We start from the raw sequence: 14,263 nt of genomic DNA, 5'->3' as shown, positions 1-14,263 counted from the left end.
CAAAAGCCCCGATCAGACTGGGTGTCTGCTGATCGGGGCTCGCTGCTCCATACGCCTGGGCCGGACCGCGCTTCGGTTCAGTGCCGCTTGAGCCTCAGCCCAGCGACCGTACGCAGATCACGCGGCGCGCATGGCGCACCCTACTCCAGAATTTCAACCGGCATACCGATCTGTAGCTCACCCACACCTCGTGGCAAAAGGTTCTGCCCGAAGTACACATCGCCATCGCGTTCCCGATAAGTCTTGAGCGTGGCCAGCGGCTCACGCTGGGCGTTACGCTCTCCAGTCTGTGGGTCGATGGTGGTGAGAATGCAGCGCGAGCAGCCCTTGGCCACGTCGAACTCCACCTCGCCAATGCGGATGCGCTTCCAGCTGTCTTCGGCGTAGGGCTCGCTGCCGGTGACGACCAGATTGGGACGGAAGCGCAGCATCGAGAGTGGCTGGCCGACACGCTGGGACAGATCCTCCAGCGAGGCCTGACCGATCAGCAGCAGCGGAAACCCATCGGCAAAAGCCACGTGGTCACCCGGCTGGGCATAGGCGGTATCGACCTGGCGGGTACGCCCTTCCGGCACCTGCACCAGACGGCAGGATTTACCCAGCAAATCACTGAGCCAAGCGGCCGCTGCGTCACCAGCATCCGGTACGCGCAGGCTGTCACGCCAGACGATAACGCCACGCAGATCCTGTTCGGGATCGGGCAACGCCACGGACAAATCCTCACGCCCCGGCGCACTCAGGGTAAGGCCGCCGCGCGCATCGTACAGAGCACTCAGCTGACTCATTTGCGGTAGCAGGCGTTGGGTGATGAAGCGGCCGTTGTCGGCGTCGACCAGCATCCAGCGCCGATCGCCATGCAGGCCAAGGCCGTCGACCGCGCTGCGCTGCAAGGCCTCGCCGCGGCCGGACTTGAGCGGGTAACGGTATAACCCCGAGAGACTCAGCATGGGTCAGGTTCCTGTTGGCAAAACGCCGTTATACGAGGTGACGGCGACGCTCACAAGCAACAAAACTCGGGAAATTATGCAGATCAGTAACGCTCGCTCGGTCACCAGCGGCCATCGACGCGCGGCGGGTTGCACCCGCCCTCCAGCGACTTTAGCTGGGCTCGTCCAACTCGAGGCGTTGACGTACCACGTCGACGAGCTTGTCCGGCTGGAATTTGGAGAGGAAGTTGTCGCAACCGACCTTCTTCACCATCGCCTCGTTGAAGCTGCCGGACAGCGACGTGTGCAGCACGACGTAGAGGTCCCTGAGACGTGGATCGTTGCGAATCTCGCTGGTCAGGCGGTAGCCGTCCATCTCCGGCATTTCGGCATCGGTGAAGATCATCAGCAGCTTGTCGGTCATCACTTCGCCGCTATCCGCCCACTTCTTCAGCAGGTTCAGGGCTTTCAGACCATCGCCCGCCATGTACAGGCGCATGCCCAGTTGGGTCAGGGTGTCGCGCAACTGGCTCAGCGCCACGCTGGAATCGTCCACCAGCAGCACTTCACGACCGCGCGCCTTCTCCAGCAACGGATCGGCAAGTTTCTCTTCGGAGACCTTGGTGCTCATCGGCACGATCTCGGCCAGCACCTTTTCCACGTCGATGACCTCGACGATCTGCTCGTCGACCTTGGTGATCGCGGTCAGGTAATGCTGGCGACCGGCGCCACCGGGCGGAGGCTGGATCGACTCCCAATTGAGGTTGAGGATGCGATCGACACTGCCGACCAGGAAGGCCTGCACAGAGCGGTTGTACTCGGTGACGATGATGGTGCTGCGCTCATCCGGCACCAGCGGACGCATGCCGATGGCCTGGGATAGATCGATCACTGGCAGGGTCTGACCACGCAGGTTGACCACACCGCAGACGAAGCGGTGACGCTGCGGCATCAGCGTCAGTTTGGGCATCTGCAGGACTTCCTGCACCTTGAACACGTTGATGGCGAACAACTGCCGACCGGCCAGGCGGAACATGAGAATTTCCAGGCGGTTCTCGCCGACCAGTTGCGTGCGTTGATCTACTGAATCGAGGATGCCAGCCATCATGCGCTCCGAGGTATATAGATTGAGTCTAGTCTGCCGTTCGGGTTATCGGCGAACTGCCGGCAGACTGAAGCCTTGCTGGCGCGCCGCCATCATGCCTCAGCCCCAGGCGCCTGACCAGCGAGCAAAGGCGAATGCCGGGGTAGATGCAGACGCAGCGCGCCAGGTTGTGCGCTGAAGCGCAAACGCTTGCTTTCCATCGGTTCGCCATCGAGGTTCAAATCCAGCCCTTCCTGCGCCTCCACTTCCAGCCAGGGCAGCCGCGCGCTGACCGCGACGCTCTGCACACCATGCATGCCGCCCGAGAGCAGCGTACCCAGGGTGCTCACCACATCCTGCGCGGCAGGAACAATGCAGACGTCCAGCAAGCCGTCGTCAATGGTCGCCTCTGGACAGAGCAGATGCCCGCCTCCAGCCTGGCGTCCGTTGCCGATGCCCAATGCCAGGAATTCGCCCTGCCACTCGAAGTCCGGCCCGTGAAACCGACCGGCGGCCGCGCGCACTTCGGAAAAACGGCTGAGCCCGGTGAGCAGATAGGCGGCGCCACCCAGGACCTTCTTGAGTTCCTCCGGCGTGTTGGCGGTGATGTTGGAGCCGAAACCGCCCGTGGCCATATTGAGGAAAGCACGTTCACCGGCCATGCCCACGTCAACGGCGACCGGCTCGACCTCCAGCAGCGCCAGCGCGGCAGCCGGCGTCAGCGGTATGCCAGCAGCGTGGGCGAAATCATTGGCCGTGCCCAGCGGCAGCAGAGCCAGGCTCGCATCGCCCTGCGCCTTGACCAGCGCTTCGACCACATCACGCAGGGTGCCATCACCGCCACCGGCAATCAGCGTCGGGTAACCAGCAGCCAGCCCTTCCTCGACCAGCCGCTCGGCGTCCCCGCCTTCCCAGGTCAGGCGCACGGCCAGATCCCAGCCACGCTCACGCAGGCCGCTCACGGCCGTCCTCACCTCTTCGTTCAACGCCTGCTTGCCATGCAGGATCAACCAGGCTTTGCGTTCGCGCATTGCACTGCTCCTTGTAGGAATCAGCGAAAGCCTAGTGCCTGGCCTTCGCGAAAATTAATCAAATCAATAGATATTAAATCCGTAAATATTGCGCTTTTAAATCGACTACACAGAATAGATCATAGCGCCATCGACGTTGCGCGGGACTCACCTCGCGCACGACTGGAGGATTGACCATGATCGATGTACGTCCGTTCGAACAACTCGGTGGTGCTCATCACGGCTGGCTCAACGCCCGTCACCACTTTTCCTTCGCCGAATACTACGACGCCGAGCGGATGAACTGGGGCCGCCTGCGCGTGTGGAACGACGACGAGATCGCTCCACATTCAGGCTTTCCGCCGCACCCACATCGCGACATGGAGATCATCACCTACGTTCGCGAAGGTGCCATCAGCCACGAGGACAACCTGGGCAACAAGGGCCGTACCGAGGCCGGCGACGTGCAGGTAATGAGCGCCGGCACCGGTATCGCCCACAGCGAGTACAACCTTGAGGACGAAACCACCAAGATCTTCCAGATCTGGATTCAGCCGAACCAGGCTGGCCTACCGCCCTCCTGGGGCGCCAAGCCTTTCCCGAAAGGCGACCGCTCGGGATCGTTCGTCACCCTGGCCAGCGGTTACGAGGAAGATGTCGATGCATTGCGTATCCGCACCGATGCACGACTGGTCGCGGCCACGATCAAGGCAGGAGAAAGCGCCGAATACCGCCTGCAGCCGGGTCGCAAGGCCTATCTGGTAGGTGCTACCGGAGCCTTCAGCGTCAACGGTGTGGCAGCCAAGGCACGTGACGGCGTGGCCGTTGCGGATGTCGAGGTGATCCACGTCGACGCGCAGGAAGACAGCGAGATCGTGCTGGTAGACGTCGCCTGACGGCAGCCTCAAGCGGCAAGTAAAAATAGCGTAGGGCGTACTCGGCTTTGGCTTCCTGCGTCGCTCTACCTCCTGCATCCATGCAGTCGTCGCGAAGCAGTACGCCGCTGGATTTGTGTAACACCGAGGAGCGGCGGACTGTTCGCTTCGCTCCTGAGTCCGCCCTACGTCCCTACCTCCCTACGCCCACCGCATGCTCTACGCCGGATAACCGGTGATCTTGCGAATACGCTGGTACAGCGGCTTGAGCTGGCGGTACATGCGCTGATAGACCTGCGCGTAGAGCTGCTGGTAAACCCGCTGGGCCTCCGGGTTCGGCTGGAATACCTGGCCGACGCGGGTCATGGCGGCGATGGCGCTCGGGTAGTCGGCGTGCAGTCCCAGGCCCACCGCGCAGTTGATCGCCGCGCCCAGGCCGCTGGTCTCGTACAAGTGCGGACGCTCGGCCGGCAGGCCGAAGATGTCGGCGGTCAGCTGCATCGCCGCATCGCTCTGCGAACCACCGCCGGACACGCGCAGGCGCTCGATGCGGGTGCCTGAGCGTTTTTCGATACGCTCCTTGCCCTGGCGCAGGGCGTAGGCCAATCCCTCCAGAATCGCCCGATACAGATGCGCACGGGTATGCACGTCGCCAAAGCCGATGATCGAACCCTTGGCCTCCAGGCCCGGCTCGCGGATGCCCGGCGTCCAGTACGGCTGCAACATTAGGCCCATGGAACCCGGCGGCACGGCGTTGACCAGCTCGTCGAACAGCGCCTCGGGCGGTACGCCCAACGCATCGGCACGCTGCATCTCGCGCAGGCCGAACTCGCGCTTGAACCAGCTGACCATCCAGAAACCGCGATAAATCATCACCTCGGTGTTGAAGTGATCCGGCAGCGCTGCCGGATAGGGCGGAATCAGGCGTACGGTTTCCAGATAGCGACTGCGTGTGGTGTTGATGGTCGCGGTAGTGCCGTACGAGAGGCACGCCGTGCTGGACTCCAATGCACCGGAGCCCAAGACCTCGCAGGCCTTGTCAGCCCCAGCGGCAATCAGCGGCAGGCCCTCGGGAATACCGGTGTGACGGCTGGCCTCGGCACTGATCTGACCCAGTCGTTCCCCCGGTTTGAACAGTTCGGGCAGTTGCTCACGGCGCACCTTCAGCGCTTGCCACTTCCAGTCGCCGGGCGCAGCCCAACGCAGGCGCTTGTAGTCGAACGGCAGGTAGGCCACGCAACTGCTGGTGGAATCGACGAAGCGGCCACACAGGCGATGGGTGAGAAACCCCGAAAGCAACAGCACCTTGTGCGTGCGCGCTGCTATCTCCGGCTGGTGCTGGGCGACCCAGTTGACCTCGGCCTGGCCACGAAAGTGATCGACCGCCTCTTCGGCGCGCACCAGCTTGAATAGCCAGCCCCACAGGCCCTTGATCCGCCCGACCACCTCGGCACGGCGCTGATCGAGCCAGAGAATCGCCGGGCGCAGGGGTGTGCCCTGCTCGTCAACATGAATGATGCTGCCGCGCTGGGTGGTGACAGCAACGCCCTTGATCTGGCTGCGGTCGATAGTCACCTGCTGCCACAGCAGTCGGCAGGCCTCGCCGAGACTGGCCCAGTAGTACTCGGGGTCCTGCTCGGCCCAGCCTGGCTGGCTGGAGAAATAGGGGTCTAGCTCGACCTTGCCCTTGGCCAGCAGGTTGCCGCTGGTATCGAACAGCAACGCACGCACGCTCTGGGTGCCGTTGTCGATGCTCAGCAGGTAGCTTGGTTCGCTCAAGGTGTGATCCTTCTTGTTATGTCTCCCCTCTCCCATTTATGGGAGAGGGGCCGGGGGAGAGGGTGGTTCGTCTGGCGCAGAGTGGCCGGCAGATAAACGCTTTCCCTCTCCCCAGCCCTCTCCCGCAAGCGGGAGAGGGGGTTGTTCAACCGCCGTTCCCGGCAGGCTGTAACAGCGCCGCCACAACGCCAGGTAATCCGTCTCTTCCTGCTGCCAGCGCGCATCGCTCCAGCCCAGGCGCGGCTGGCACAGCGCGCGGATGCGCGGCAGCTCGGCACGGCCACCTTCGGCCAGCAGCAGGCCCAGGCGCGTGCGGCGTAGCAGCAGATCGTCCAGATGCAGCACCAGCTCCCCTTCGGCAGCCCAAGCCAGTTCGGCCCACAAGGTATCGGTACCGGCGACGCAATCAGCGCCGATTTCGTCGATCAAACGCAGTACCTCACCCAGCTGACGACCATGACGCCCAGCCAGACGGCGTTGCTGCGCCGGGCTCAAGGTCGGCATCGGTGTCGGCGTATTCGCAGCGAAGACCGCGCCGCCTTGATCATCCACTGGCTTGCCAACGAAACCCGCGCAGGCACGCAGCACCTCGAGCGCCAGCAGGCGGAAGGTGGTCAGCTTGCCGCCGGCCAGCGTCACGCTGCCCGGCTCGATCCACAGCGCGTGCTCACGCTTTTCATCGGAGGGTTTCAGTACGCTGCCACCATCGCTCACCACCGGACGCACGCCCGCCCAGGTCGACAGCACCTCGGCGCGGCTCACCTGCGCAGCCGGGAACTGCTGGGCGCAGGCGGCCAGCAGGTAGTCGACCTCCTCGGTGCTGATGGCGGCTTCATGATCGAGCTCGTCAGCATGATCCAGATCGGTGGTGCCGATCACCGTCGCGCCCTCCCAGGGGAAGACAAATACCGGCCGGCCATCGGCCGTGTGCATAAAGCTGAAGGCATGCACCACCGGCAGACGCCAGCTCGGCAACAGCAGATGGCTACCGCGCAGCGGACGAATGCGACCATTGCCAGGCTGGCGCAAGCGATCGGCCCAGGCACCGGTGGCTTGCGCCACGGCGCGGCTACGTAGGCGGTACTGAGTGCCCGTTTCCACATCCTCGGCGAGCACGCCGACCACCTTCCCTGCTTCACGGAGCAATTCGACCACGCGCATGCCATTGAGCGCCTCGCCGCCTTCGGCGCGCGCCTCGCCCAGCACGCGCTGCACCAGGCGGGCATCGTCGGTTACCGCATCGAAGAAACGTGTACCACCGAGCAGGCCGTCCTCGCGAATGCCTGGCGCCAGGTAACGCAGCTGCTGCAGCGGATAGAACAGATGATTGCGCTTGCCGGCCAGGGCGTCGTACAGGCTGAGCAGGCCGCCAAAGACCTTCGGCCCGGGAAAACCGCCGCGGTAATGCGGCATGACGAAGCTGAGCGGCTCCACCAGCCCCGGCGCCTCGCCGAGCAGGCGCTGGCGCTCGCGCACCGAGTCGCGGGTCAGCCCCAGTTGGCCCTTGGCAACGTAGCGCAGGCCACCGTGCACCATCTTCGACGAGCGGCTGGAGGTACCCCAGGCGAAATCGCGTTGCTCCAGTAGCAGGCAGCGCCAACCACGCCGCGCCGCTTCACGGAGGATGCCGGCGCCGCAGATGCCGCCGCCGATCACCAGCAGATCCCAGTCGCGCGCGGCCAGTTCAGGCAGTGCGCGCGTGCGCCAGGTGGCGTTCCAGGGTTCCATGCTCAGTCCTGCAGCAACACGCCAGGCGCCAGGCGCTGGTCGGGGTCGAAATGCGTGGCCAGGCTACGCAGCGTAGCAATGCCCAGCTCGCCCTTCTCTGCTGCCAGATAAGGTGCGTGGTCGCGACCGACGCCGTGCTGGTGGCTGATGGTGCCGCGGTTCTCGGCGATGGTGCGGCTGGCCGCTGCTTTCAAGCGCTGCCAGCGCGCCATGGCCTCGGCGTAGTCGCTGCCGGGGCGGAATACGTAGGTGGTGTAGATGCTCGAACCTTCGCCGTAGACGTGCGACAGGTGGGTGAAGACGTGTACCCGCTCGCCGTCGGCGGCCAGTTCGTCACGCAGGCTGGCCTCGACCTTGTTCAGCAGGTTGTCGACGTTCGACCAGTCGGTGGCGGTTTCCAGGGTGTCCACCAGGTAGCCGCGCTCCCACAGACCATGACGCAGATAAGGGAATCGGAAGCGGTTCTGCTCCCACTTCTTGCCCAGCAGGGTGCCGGTGAACACGCCGCCAAAACCTTTCAGCAGGCGCCGCGCCTGTTTCAGCGAGGAGGCGTTCTGCACCCGGCTGCCGGTGACGCCGAAGGTGAGCATGCACTTGCCGTCGCGGGCGCCGCGCAGGGCCAGGTATTTTTCCAGCAAGGCAATCTGCTGCGGGTGGCCGGCCAGGGCCAACTGAGTACGGGTTTCGATGGCGTTGGACAGGCGCAGCATAGACAGCGGCACGCGCGCCTGGGTCAGGCTGCGAATGGCGCTCAGCGCCTGCTGCCAGTTGGGCAGGAACACCGCGTAGAAGCGCTCCTGCTCGGCCAGGCGACTGATGCGCACGCGCACCTCGGAGATCACCCCGAAGCGCCCTTCCGAGCCCATCACCAGCTCGCGCAGATCGGGCCCGGCAGCCGACGCCGGGAATGTGGGAAGCTCCAGAGTACCGGCAAAGGTTTCCAGCTTGCCGCCGGCGAACAGTTGCTCGATCCGCCCGTAGCGCAGCGACTGCTGGCCGCTGGAACGGCTGGCGACCCAGCCACCGAGGGTCGACAGCTCCCAGGACTGCGGAAAGTGGCCCAGCGTATAGCCACGGGCGCGCAGCTGACTTTCTACCTGAGGGCCGTTGGCGCCGGGGCCGAAGGTGGCGATCAGGCTGTCCTCGTCGATATCCAGCAGGCGCGTCATGCGCTCCAGCGACAGGGTCAGCACCGGGCGCTGGCCAGCTTGCGGATTGATGTGCCCGGCCACCGAGGTGCCGCCGCCATAGGGGATCAGGGTGACGTCATGCTGTTGCACCCAGGCCAGCAGCTCGCGGATCTGCTCGGCGCTTTCCGGGCAGGCGACGCCATCGGGAAACAGGCCGAACTCACCGGAGCGCATCGCCAGCCAGTCCGGCAGGCTCTGGCCACGGGCATGGCGCACGCGCACTTCGGCATCAACGCTGATCAGTGGATGCGGCGCCAGTCGCGACGCCGGCACGCGCGCCAGTACATCCTGCAGGCTGGCATCGGCCAAACGCTGGCCCGGCCCGACCAGCTCGGCGAGAAAAGCCTCGCCATGGGCCGGCAATTCCACCTCGGTCGCCTCGTCACCCCATCCGTTCCAGCGTCGCATCGCATCCCCCATTCCGATCAGCACTTATGGCTGCCTATACTAGCCAGCCGCCGATTTCCGTCACTGTCGAATCGGGACAGGCGCTATCGCCAATCAAGACAGGCATCGCAGAACAAGAAGAATCCATGGAAAACCTCGGCTATACCTCGGTTCCCGCCCTGCTCAAGTACCTGCGCCAGGCCGAACAGCTCGGCCTGGACATCGACCGCGCCCTGGCCGCTGCCGGGATTGCCACGCAGGACCTGGCCGACAATGGCAAGCGCATGCCCAGCGAAGTACATGAGCGCCTGCTGGCGCATCTGATCGAGGTGTCCGGCGATCCTTTGTTCGGCCTGCACTCGGCGCGTTTCGTCCAGCCCGGCTCGTGGAGCGTACTCGGCTACATCGCTATGAACTGCGCCACCCTGGGCGAGGCCATGGGCCGCATCGTGCCCTACGAAAAGCTGGTGGGCGACATGGGCACCAGCCGTATCGAGGCGGCCGAGGATCACGTACGACTAATCTGGAGCTGCCGTCATCAGGCACCGGACGTGCGCCGCCACATGGTCGAGAACGTGCTCGCCTCCTGGCTGCTGTACGCCCGCTGGATCGCCGACTCCGAGCATTCGCCGCGTGAAGTGTGGTTCGAGCATACGCAACCGGCAGGCACCGACCTGACTGAATACCAGCAGCTTTTCGGCTGCCCGGTGCGGTTCGAACTGCCCTGCAACGCCCTGCTGGTGCCGCTGGACTACCTCGGCGTGCCGCTGCGCCAGGCCGACGCCAACCTGCTGCGCACCCTGGAAGAACATGCCCTGACCCTGATAGCAGGGCTGGATGACGACGAGCCGCTGCCGCGCCGGGTAAAGAACGCCCTGCGCCTGCTGCTCAAGGACGGCCTGCCGCGCAAGGAACGGGTGGCGGAAAAGTTCGACATGACCGTGCGCACCCTGCAACGTCACCTGCAGCAGGCCGGCACCAGCTACCAGCAAATTCTCGACGAACTGCGCCAGGAGCTGGCCGAGCACTACCTGCTGCGCAGCGACCTGGCGATCCAGGACATCGCCTGCTACCTCGGTTTCACCGAGTCACGCTCGTTCCACCGCAGTTTCAAGGGCTGGACCGGGCAGACGCCGGGTGAATTTCGCGAGAGCCGACGCCGCGAGGGGGTACTTGGTTAGTTCGCCCTCACGGTGCCCATCTTGTGGGCGAAAACCCAACCGAGCTGCAGAGCACGGAGCCAAGCGCTCCGTGCACCGGCGCTACGCTGCACGTGAACTCAACGCTTGCGCAAAATTACACTGCCGATCGAATAACCGGCACCAAAGGAGCTTAGAACACCCAGGCTACCCGCCGGCAGGTCGTCCTGGTTCTTGTGCAGGGCGATCACCGAGCCGGCCGAGCTGGTGTTGGCGTAGGTGTCGAGGATCACCGGTGCCTCGTGCGGCTCGGCGTCGCGGCCGAGCAGCTTGCGCGCGATCAGCAGGTTCATGTTGAGGTTGGCCTGGTGCAGCCAGAAGCGCTTGACGTCGCTGACGTTGAGCTGGTTTTCCGCAAGGTGTGCGGCGATCAGCTCGGCGACCATCGGGCAGACGTCCTTGAACACCTTGCGGCCTTCCTGCACGAACAGCTTGTCGCGGGCGCCCACGCCCTCTTCCGCGGCGCGGTTGAGGAAGCCGAAGTTGTTGCGGATGTTGTTGGAGAACTGGGTCAGCAGCTTGGTGCTGACTACGTCGAACTGGTGCTTGGAGGTGGCCTGGTCGGCACGCTCGATGATCACTGCGGTGGCGGCGTCACCGAAGATGAAGTGGCTGTCGCGGTCGCGGAAATTCAGGTGACCGGTGCAGATCTCCGGGTTGACCATGAGGATGGCGCGAGCCTGGCCGGTCTGGATCGCGGTGGTCGCAGCCTGAATGCCGAAGGTGGCCGAGGAGCAAGCCACGTTCATGTCGTAGCCCCAGCCCTGGATACCCAGCGCGGCCTGCACTTCGATGGCCACAGCCGGATAGGCGCGCTGCAGGTTCGAGCAGGCGACGATCACCCCATCAATATCGGCGACGGTCTTGCCGGCGCGCTGCAGCGCTTCCTTGGCGGCGCCCACAGCCATTTCGCAGAGGATGCCCCACTCGTCGTTGGAACGCTCGGGAATGCTCGGCACCATGCGCTGCGGGTCGAGAATGCCGGCCTTGTCGATGACGAAGCGGCTCTTGATGCCCGACGCCTTCTCGATGAAGCCGCTGCTGGACTCGCTCAGCGCCTCCACCTCACCGCGGGCAATGGCCTCGGCATTATCGACGTTGAACTGCTGCACATAAGCATTGAAGGATGCCACCAGCTCGTCGTTGGAAATGCTGTTGGCCGGGGTATAGAGGCCGGTACCACTGATGACGACGTTATGCACGCTCATTCCTCTTCTCGGCCGCTGGCGGCCTCAGGCAGTAGGCCGGCGACAATGGCGCCAGCCGAAAATCGGGGGACTAGGGCCAAGCTCTTGCGACGGTTGGCTCCGGGCCACTGAGTGTGCCACAGGGCGATGGGGTTCGTCCTTAGCCCTTGAGAGTGTCTAGGCGGACAGAACATGACCAAATATAGCTGTTTGGTCTAAAGTCTTATCTCGATCTACGTACCTGGAGCTTGAATGAACCTTTCTCTGCTCAGCCGCTATGCATTTTTTGCGTTCTGCGTGCTGTTCACCCTGGTCAGCCTGCCCTTCCTCGCTCATGAATGGATATGGCCGTTCACTCTGCTCGGCGGCGTGCTCAGCCTGATCGGTATCGGCGATCTGTTGCAGACCCACCATGCGGTACGGCGCAATTACCCGATCCTGGGCAACATTCGCTATCTGGTCGAAGGCATTCGCCCGGAGATTCGCCAATACCTGCTCGAAGGTGACGCTGAGCAACTGCCCTTCTCCCGCGCGCAGCGCTCGCTGGTGTATTCCCGCGCCAAGAACGAAGGCGCTGACAAACCCTTCGGCACCTTGAGTGATGTGTACCAGAACGGTTTCGAGTTCATCAGCCACTCCATGCGCCCGGCGCCGCTGACCGATCCGTGCAGCTTTCGCGTGGAGATCGGCGGGCCGCAATGCAGCCAGCCGTACTCGGCCTCCCTGTTCAACATCTCGGCGATGAGTTTCGGCTCGCTCAGCGCCAATGCCATTCGCGCCCTCAACGAAGGAGCGAAACTCGGCGAGTTCTACCATGACACCGGCGAGGGCAGCATCAGCCCCTACCACCGCGAGCACGGCGGCGATCTGGTCTGGGAACTGGGCAGCGGCTACTTCGGCTGCCGCACCTCGGACGGCCGCTTCGACCCCGAGCGATTCGCCACTCAGGCCGCCAGCCCGCAGGTGAAGATGATCGAGATCAAGCTCAGCCAGGGCGCCAAGCCGGGCCACGGCGGCATCCTGCCCAAGCACAAGATCACCGAAGAGATCGCCAAGACCCGCGGCATTTCCATGGGCGAGGATTGCGTTTCGCCGTCGCGCCACAGCGCCTTTTCCACTCCGGTCGAGCTGCTGCAGTTCATCGCGCAGTTGCGTGAGCTTTCAGGCGGCAAGCCGGTGGGGTTCAAGTTCTGCCTGGGTCACCCCTGGGAGTTCATGGGTATCGTCAAGGCCATGCTGGAGACTGGCATCCTGCCCGACTTCATCGTTGTCGACGGCAAGGAAGGCGGCACCGGCGCGGCGCCGCTGGAGTTCACAGATCACCTTGGCGTGCCGCTGCGCGAAGGGCTGTTGTTCGTGCACAACACCCTGGTCGGCAGCAACCTGCGCGACAAGATCAAGCTTGGCGCCAGCGGCAAGATCGTCAGTGCCTTCGACATCGCCCGCGTACTGGCTATCGGCGCCGACTGGGCCAACTCAGCGCGCGGCTTCATGTTCGCCATCGGCTGCATCCAGAGCCAAAGCTGCCATACCAACAAGTGCCCGACCGGCGTCGCCACCCAGGACCCGCTGCGCCAACGCGCGCTGGTGGTCGAGGACAAGGCCCAGCGCGTCTACAACTTCCATCGCAACACGCTCAAGGCGCTGGCCGAGATGCTCGCCGCCGCCGGCCTCGACCACCCTTCGCAGATCGATGCCAAACATCTGGTGCAGCGCCTGTCGGCCACCGAAATCAAGTTGTTCGCCCAGCAGCATGTATTCCTCGCCCCCGGGGAACTGCTCAGCGGCGAGATCAGCGGCGAGTTCTACCAGCGCATGTGGCAGATGGCCCGCGCCGACAGTTTCGAGCCGGCACCGGCTTAAACCCGGCGACGGGTCAGATAACTCCGCACCTGATCGACGCGCTGCTGCAGCGTGCCGGTCAGGCGAGTAAAGCCCCAGCCGCGTCGCAGCAGCTCCTGCTCGTACCACTGGTTCTGCCGGCGGCGAAAGGTCTCGTCCTGGCGGGTGCCGTCCTGAACGAAGGGGAAGTCATCGGCGCACAGGAACAGGTGGTGATAGTGTCGCTCGGCCAACTGCTCCAGCTCGGTCTCGGCCCGCCCGAACAGCTCGCGACAGTAGAACAGCGTGGTCAGCGGCGTGGTGTCGCAAACCAGGTAGCGCCGGCACTGCCCGGCCAGGCTCTGCTCACGGGCGACCTGGACACGGCCGATGCGCAGCCGGTCGTCATAGGCAAGCACGCCGCCCTGCTCTTCCCACAGTTCACGACCGTATTCCGCGGCATGGCGCGTACCCAAGGCCTCGGCCAATGCCAGGGCGAGGCTACTCTTGCCGGTGGACTCGCCACCGAGCAAGGCGATGCGATCGACGAAATCGCCATATACCTGCGGCGCCAGGTAGTGGCGCAAGCCGTGGATATCGGCGCGCAGACGCGTACCGGACACCGGCACCCGAATGCGCGCGCGGTCGATCTCGACATGCTGCACCGGCCGACCGAAACACCGGCTCAAATGCGCGGCAAAACCATCGCCATAAGCCTCGCTGGTGAACACAGCATCAACAGGATGGCCGAGCACTGCCAGGCAAAAGTCGGCGACGAACTGGCGCTGTACGGCATCGGGATCGGATTCGTGGGGAAGGTCCGGCAACGCCAGGCCGCGTGCGCGTTGCTGGGCAACCCACTCGGGCGTCACCACCCAGCTGCGCAGTTCGGGAAAGCGCACCTGCAACCAGTTCGCACGGCGCTCGGGCTCGCAGCCGGCAAGTTCCGGGCGCGCCCAACTGAGCAGTACCAGCTGTTCGCATTGCTGTTGCGCCTGGCGAATCAACCATTCATGCCCCAGGTGCAACGGCGCGAACTTGCCGACCACCAGCCCATTGGCGAATCGCTTGCTCATC

The 14,263-nt window shown here is 64.3% G+C and carries 11 protein-coding genes; 3 read left to right on the top strand and 8 right to left on the bottom strand.

Translation table 11 applies throughout. From position 1 onward, the window contains the following. Nucleotides 1-140: 140 nt before the first annotated feature. From ACNFCJ_RS10020 to yegS, 3 genes are all read right to left on the bottom strand, one after another. Complete coding sequence (locus ACNFCJ_RS10020; RefSeq protein ID WP_416771114.1) at nucleotides 141-947, bottom strand: MOSC domain-containing protein; 807 nt, start codon at nucleotides 945-947, stop codon at nucleotides 141-143. A gap of 151 nt (nucleotides 948-1,098) precedes the next feature. Continuing rightward, nucleotides 1,099-2,031, bottom strand: a complete 933-nt coding sequence (locus tag ACNFCJ_RS10015; RefSeq protein WP_416771112.1) for a chemotaxis protein CheV — start codon at nucleotides 2,029-2,031, stop codon at nucleotides 1,099-1,101. Between the two features lie 92 nt (nucleotides 2,032-2,123). Then, nucleotides 2,124-3,041 carry a lipid kinase YegS gene (yegS, locus tag ACNFCJ_RS10010; RefSeq protein ID WP_296230088.1) on the bottom strand — a complete coding sequence of 306 codons (918 nt, stop codon included), beginning with the start codon at nucleotides 3,039-3,041 and terminating at the stop codon, nucleotides 2,124-2,126. Nucleotides 3,042-3,217: 176 nt separating this feature from the next. Here yegS and ACNFCJ_RS10005 point away from each other — a divergent pair, with 176 nt between their 5' ends. Then, on the top strand, nucleotides 3,218-3,916 hold the full coding sequence (locus ACNFCJ_RS10005) for a pirin family protein (protein ID WP_179576102.1): 699 nt from the start codon (nucleotides 3,218-3,220) through the stop codon (nucleotides 3,914-3,916). A gap of 198 nt (nucleotides 3,917-4,114) precedes the next feature. Here ACNFCJ_RS10005 and ACNFCJ_RS10000 read toward each other — a convergent pair whose 3' ends face one another. The 3 genes from ACNFCJ_RS10000 to ACNFCJ_RS09990 are packed head-to-tail and all read right to left on the bottom strand — an operon-like array spanning nucleotide 4,115 to nucleotide 9,000. Continuing rightward, nucleotides 4,115-5,710 (bottom strand): FGGY-family carbohydrate kinase, encoded by a 1,596-nt coding sequence (locus ACNFCJ_RS10000; protein ID WP_416771109.1) that lies wholly within the window; start codon nucleotides 5,708-5,710, stop codon nucleotides 4,115-4,117. Further along, complete coding sequence (locus ACNFCJ_RS09995) at nucleotides 5,711-7,402, bottom strand: glycerol-3-phosphate dehydrogenase/oxidase (protein ID WP_416771107.1); 1,692 nt, start codon at nucleotides 7,400-7,402, stop codon at nucleotides 5,711-5,713. It lies immediately after the preceding gene. Nucleotides 7,403-7,404: 2 nt separating this feature from the next. Continuing rightward, nucleotides 7,405-9,000 carry an FAD-binding oxidoreductase gene (locus tag ACNFCJ_RS09990; RefSeq protein WP_416771105.1) on the bottom strand — a complete coding sequence of 532 codons (1,596 nt, stop codon included), beginning with the start codon at nucleotides 8,998-9,000 and terminating at the stop codon, nucleotides 7,405-7,407. A 125-nt stretch (nucleotides 9,001-9,125) separates the two neighbouring features. Here ACNFCJ_RS09990 and ACNFCJ_RS09985 point away from each other — a divergent pair, with 125 nt between their 5' ends. Continuing rightward, on the top strand, nucleotides 9,126-10,160 hold the full coding sequence (locus ACNFCJ_RS09985; RefSeq protein ID WP_416771240.1) for an AraC family transcriptional regulator: 1,035 nt from the start codon (nucleotides 9,126-9,128) through the stop codon (nucleotides 10,158-10,160). Between the two features lie 98 nt (nucleotides 10,161-10,258). Here ACNFCJ_RS09985 and ACNFCJ_RS09980 read toward each other — a convergent pair whose 3' ends face one another. Next, the gene (locus ACNFCJ_RS09980; RefSeq protein WP_416771104.1) at nucleotides 10,259-11,380 is read right to left on the bottom strand and encodes a beta-ketoacyl-ACP synthase III; all 1,122 of its coding nucleotides are present in this window, start codon (nucleotides 11,378-11,380) and stop codon (nucleotides 10,259-10,261) included. 237 nt (nucleotides 11,381-11,617) lie between these two features. Between ACNFCJ_RS09980 and ACNFCJ_RS09975 the strand changes: the two genes are divergently transcribed. Then, nucleotides 11,618-13,228 carry an FMN-binding glutamate synthase family protein gene (locus tag ACNFCJ_RS09975; protein WP_416771102.1) on the top strand — a complete coding sequence of 537 codons (1,611 nt, stop codon included), beginning with the start codon at nucleotides 11,618-11,620 and terminating at the stop codon, nucleotides 13,226-13,228. On the opposite strand, the gene ACNFCJ_RS09970 is transcribed toward ACNFCJ_RS09975, so the two are convergent. Continuing rightward, nucleotides 13,225-14,262 (bottom strand): AAA family ATPase, encoded by a 1,038-nt coding sequence (locus tag ACNFCJ_RS09970; RefSeq protein ID WP_416771100.1) that lies wholly within the window; start codon nucleotides 14,260-14,262, stop codon nucleotides 13,225-13,227. The genes ACNFCJ_RS09975 and ACNFCJ_RS09970 overlap by 4 nt on opposite strands. Nucleotide 14,263 lies beyond the last annotated feature (1 nt).

It is taken from the genome of Pseudomonas sp. NY15364 (assembly GCF_048068235.1).
In the GTDB taxonomy this organism is placed as follows: domain Bacteria; phylum Pseudomonadota; class Gammaproteobacteria; order Pseudomonadales; family Pseudomonadaceae; genus Aquipseudomonas; species Aquipseudomonas mendocina_D.
Note: the sequence above shows the minus strand (reverse complement) of the source record. Positions and strands in the feature narration are given on the sequence as shown.

Excerpts from the sequence above, each read along its gene's own strand:
- ACNFCJ_RS10005 (WP_179576102.1), top strand. The coding sequence starts at position 3,218 with ATGATCGATGTACGTCCGTTCGAACAACTCGGTGGTGCTCATCACGGC.
- ACNFCJ_RS09975 (WP_416771102.1), top strand. The coding sequence starts at position 11,618 with ATGAACCTTTCTCTGCTCAGCCGCTATGCATTTTTTGCGTTCTGCGTG.
- ACNFCJ_RS10015 (WP_416771112.1), bottom strand. The coding sequence starts at position 2,031 with ATGGCTGGCATCCTCGATTCAGTAGATCAACGCACGCAACTGGTCGGC.
- ACNFCJ_RS09985 (WP_416771240.1), top strand. The coding sequence starts at position 9,126 with ATGGAAAACCTCGGCTATACCTCGGTTCCCGCCCTGCTCAAGTACCTG.
- ACNFCJ_RS10000 (WP_416771109.1), bottom strand. The coding sequence starts at position 5,710 with ATGGGAGAGGGGAGACATAACAAGAAGGATCACACCTTGAGCGAACCA.
- yegS (WP_296230088.1), bottom strand. The coding sequence starts at position 3,041 with ATGCGCGAACGCAAAGCCTGGTTGATCCTGCATGGCAAGCAGGCGTTG.
- ACNFCJ_RS09990 (WP_416771105.1), bottom strand. The coding sequence starts at position 9,000 with ATGCGACGCTGGAACGGATGGGGTGACGAGGCGACCGAGGTGGAATTG.
- ACNFCJ_RS09970 (WP_416771100.1), bottom strand. The coding sequence starts at position 14,262 with ATGAGCAAGCGATTCGCCAATGGGCTGGTGGTCGGCAAGTTCGCGCCG.
- ACNFCJ_RS10020 (WP_416771114.1), bottom strand. The coding sequence starts at position 947 with ATGCTGAGTCTCTCGGGGTTATACCGTTACCCGCTCAAGTCCGGCCGC.
- ACNFCJ_RS09995 (WP_416771107.1), bottom strand. The coding sequence starts at position 7,402 with ATGGAACCCTGGAACGCCACCTGGCGCACGCGCGCACTGCCTGAACTG.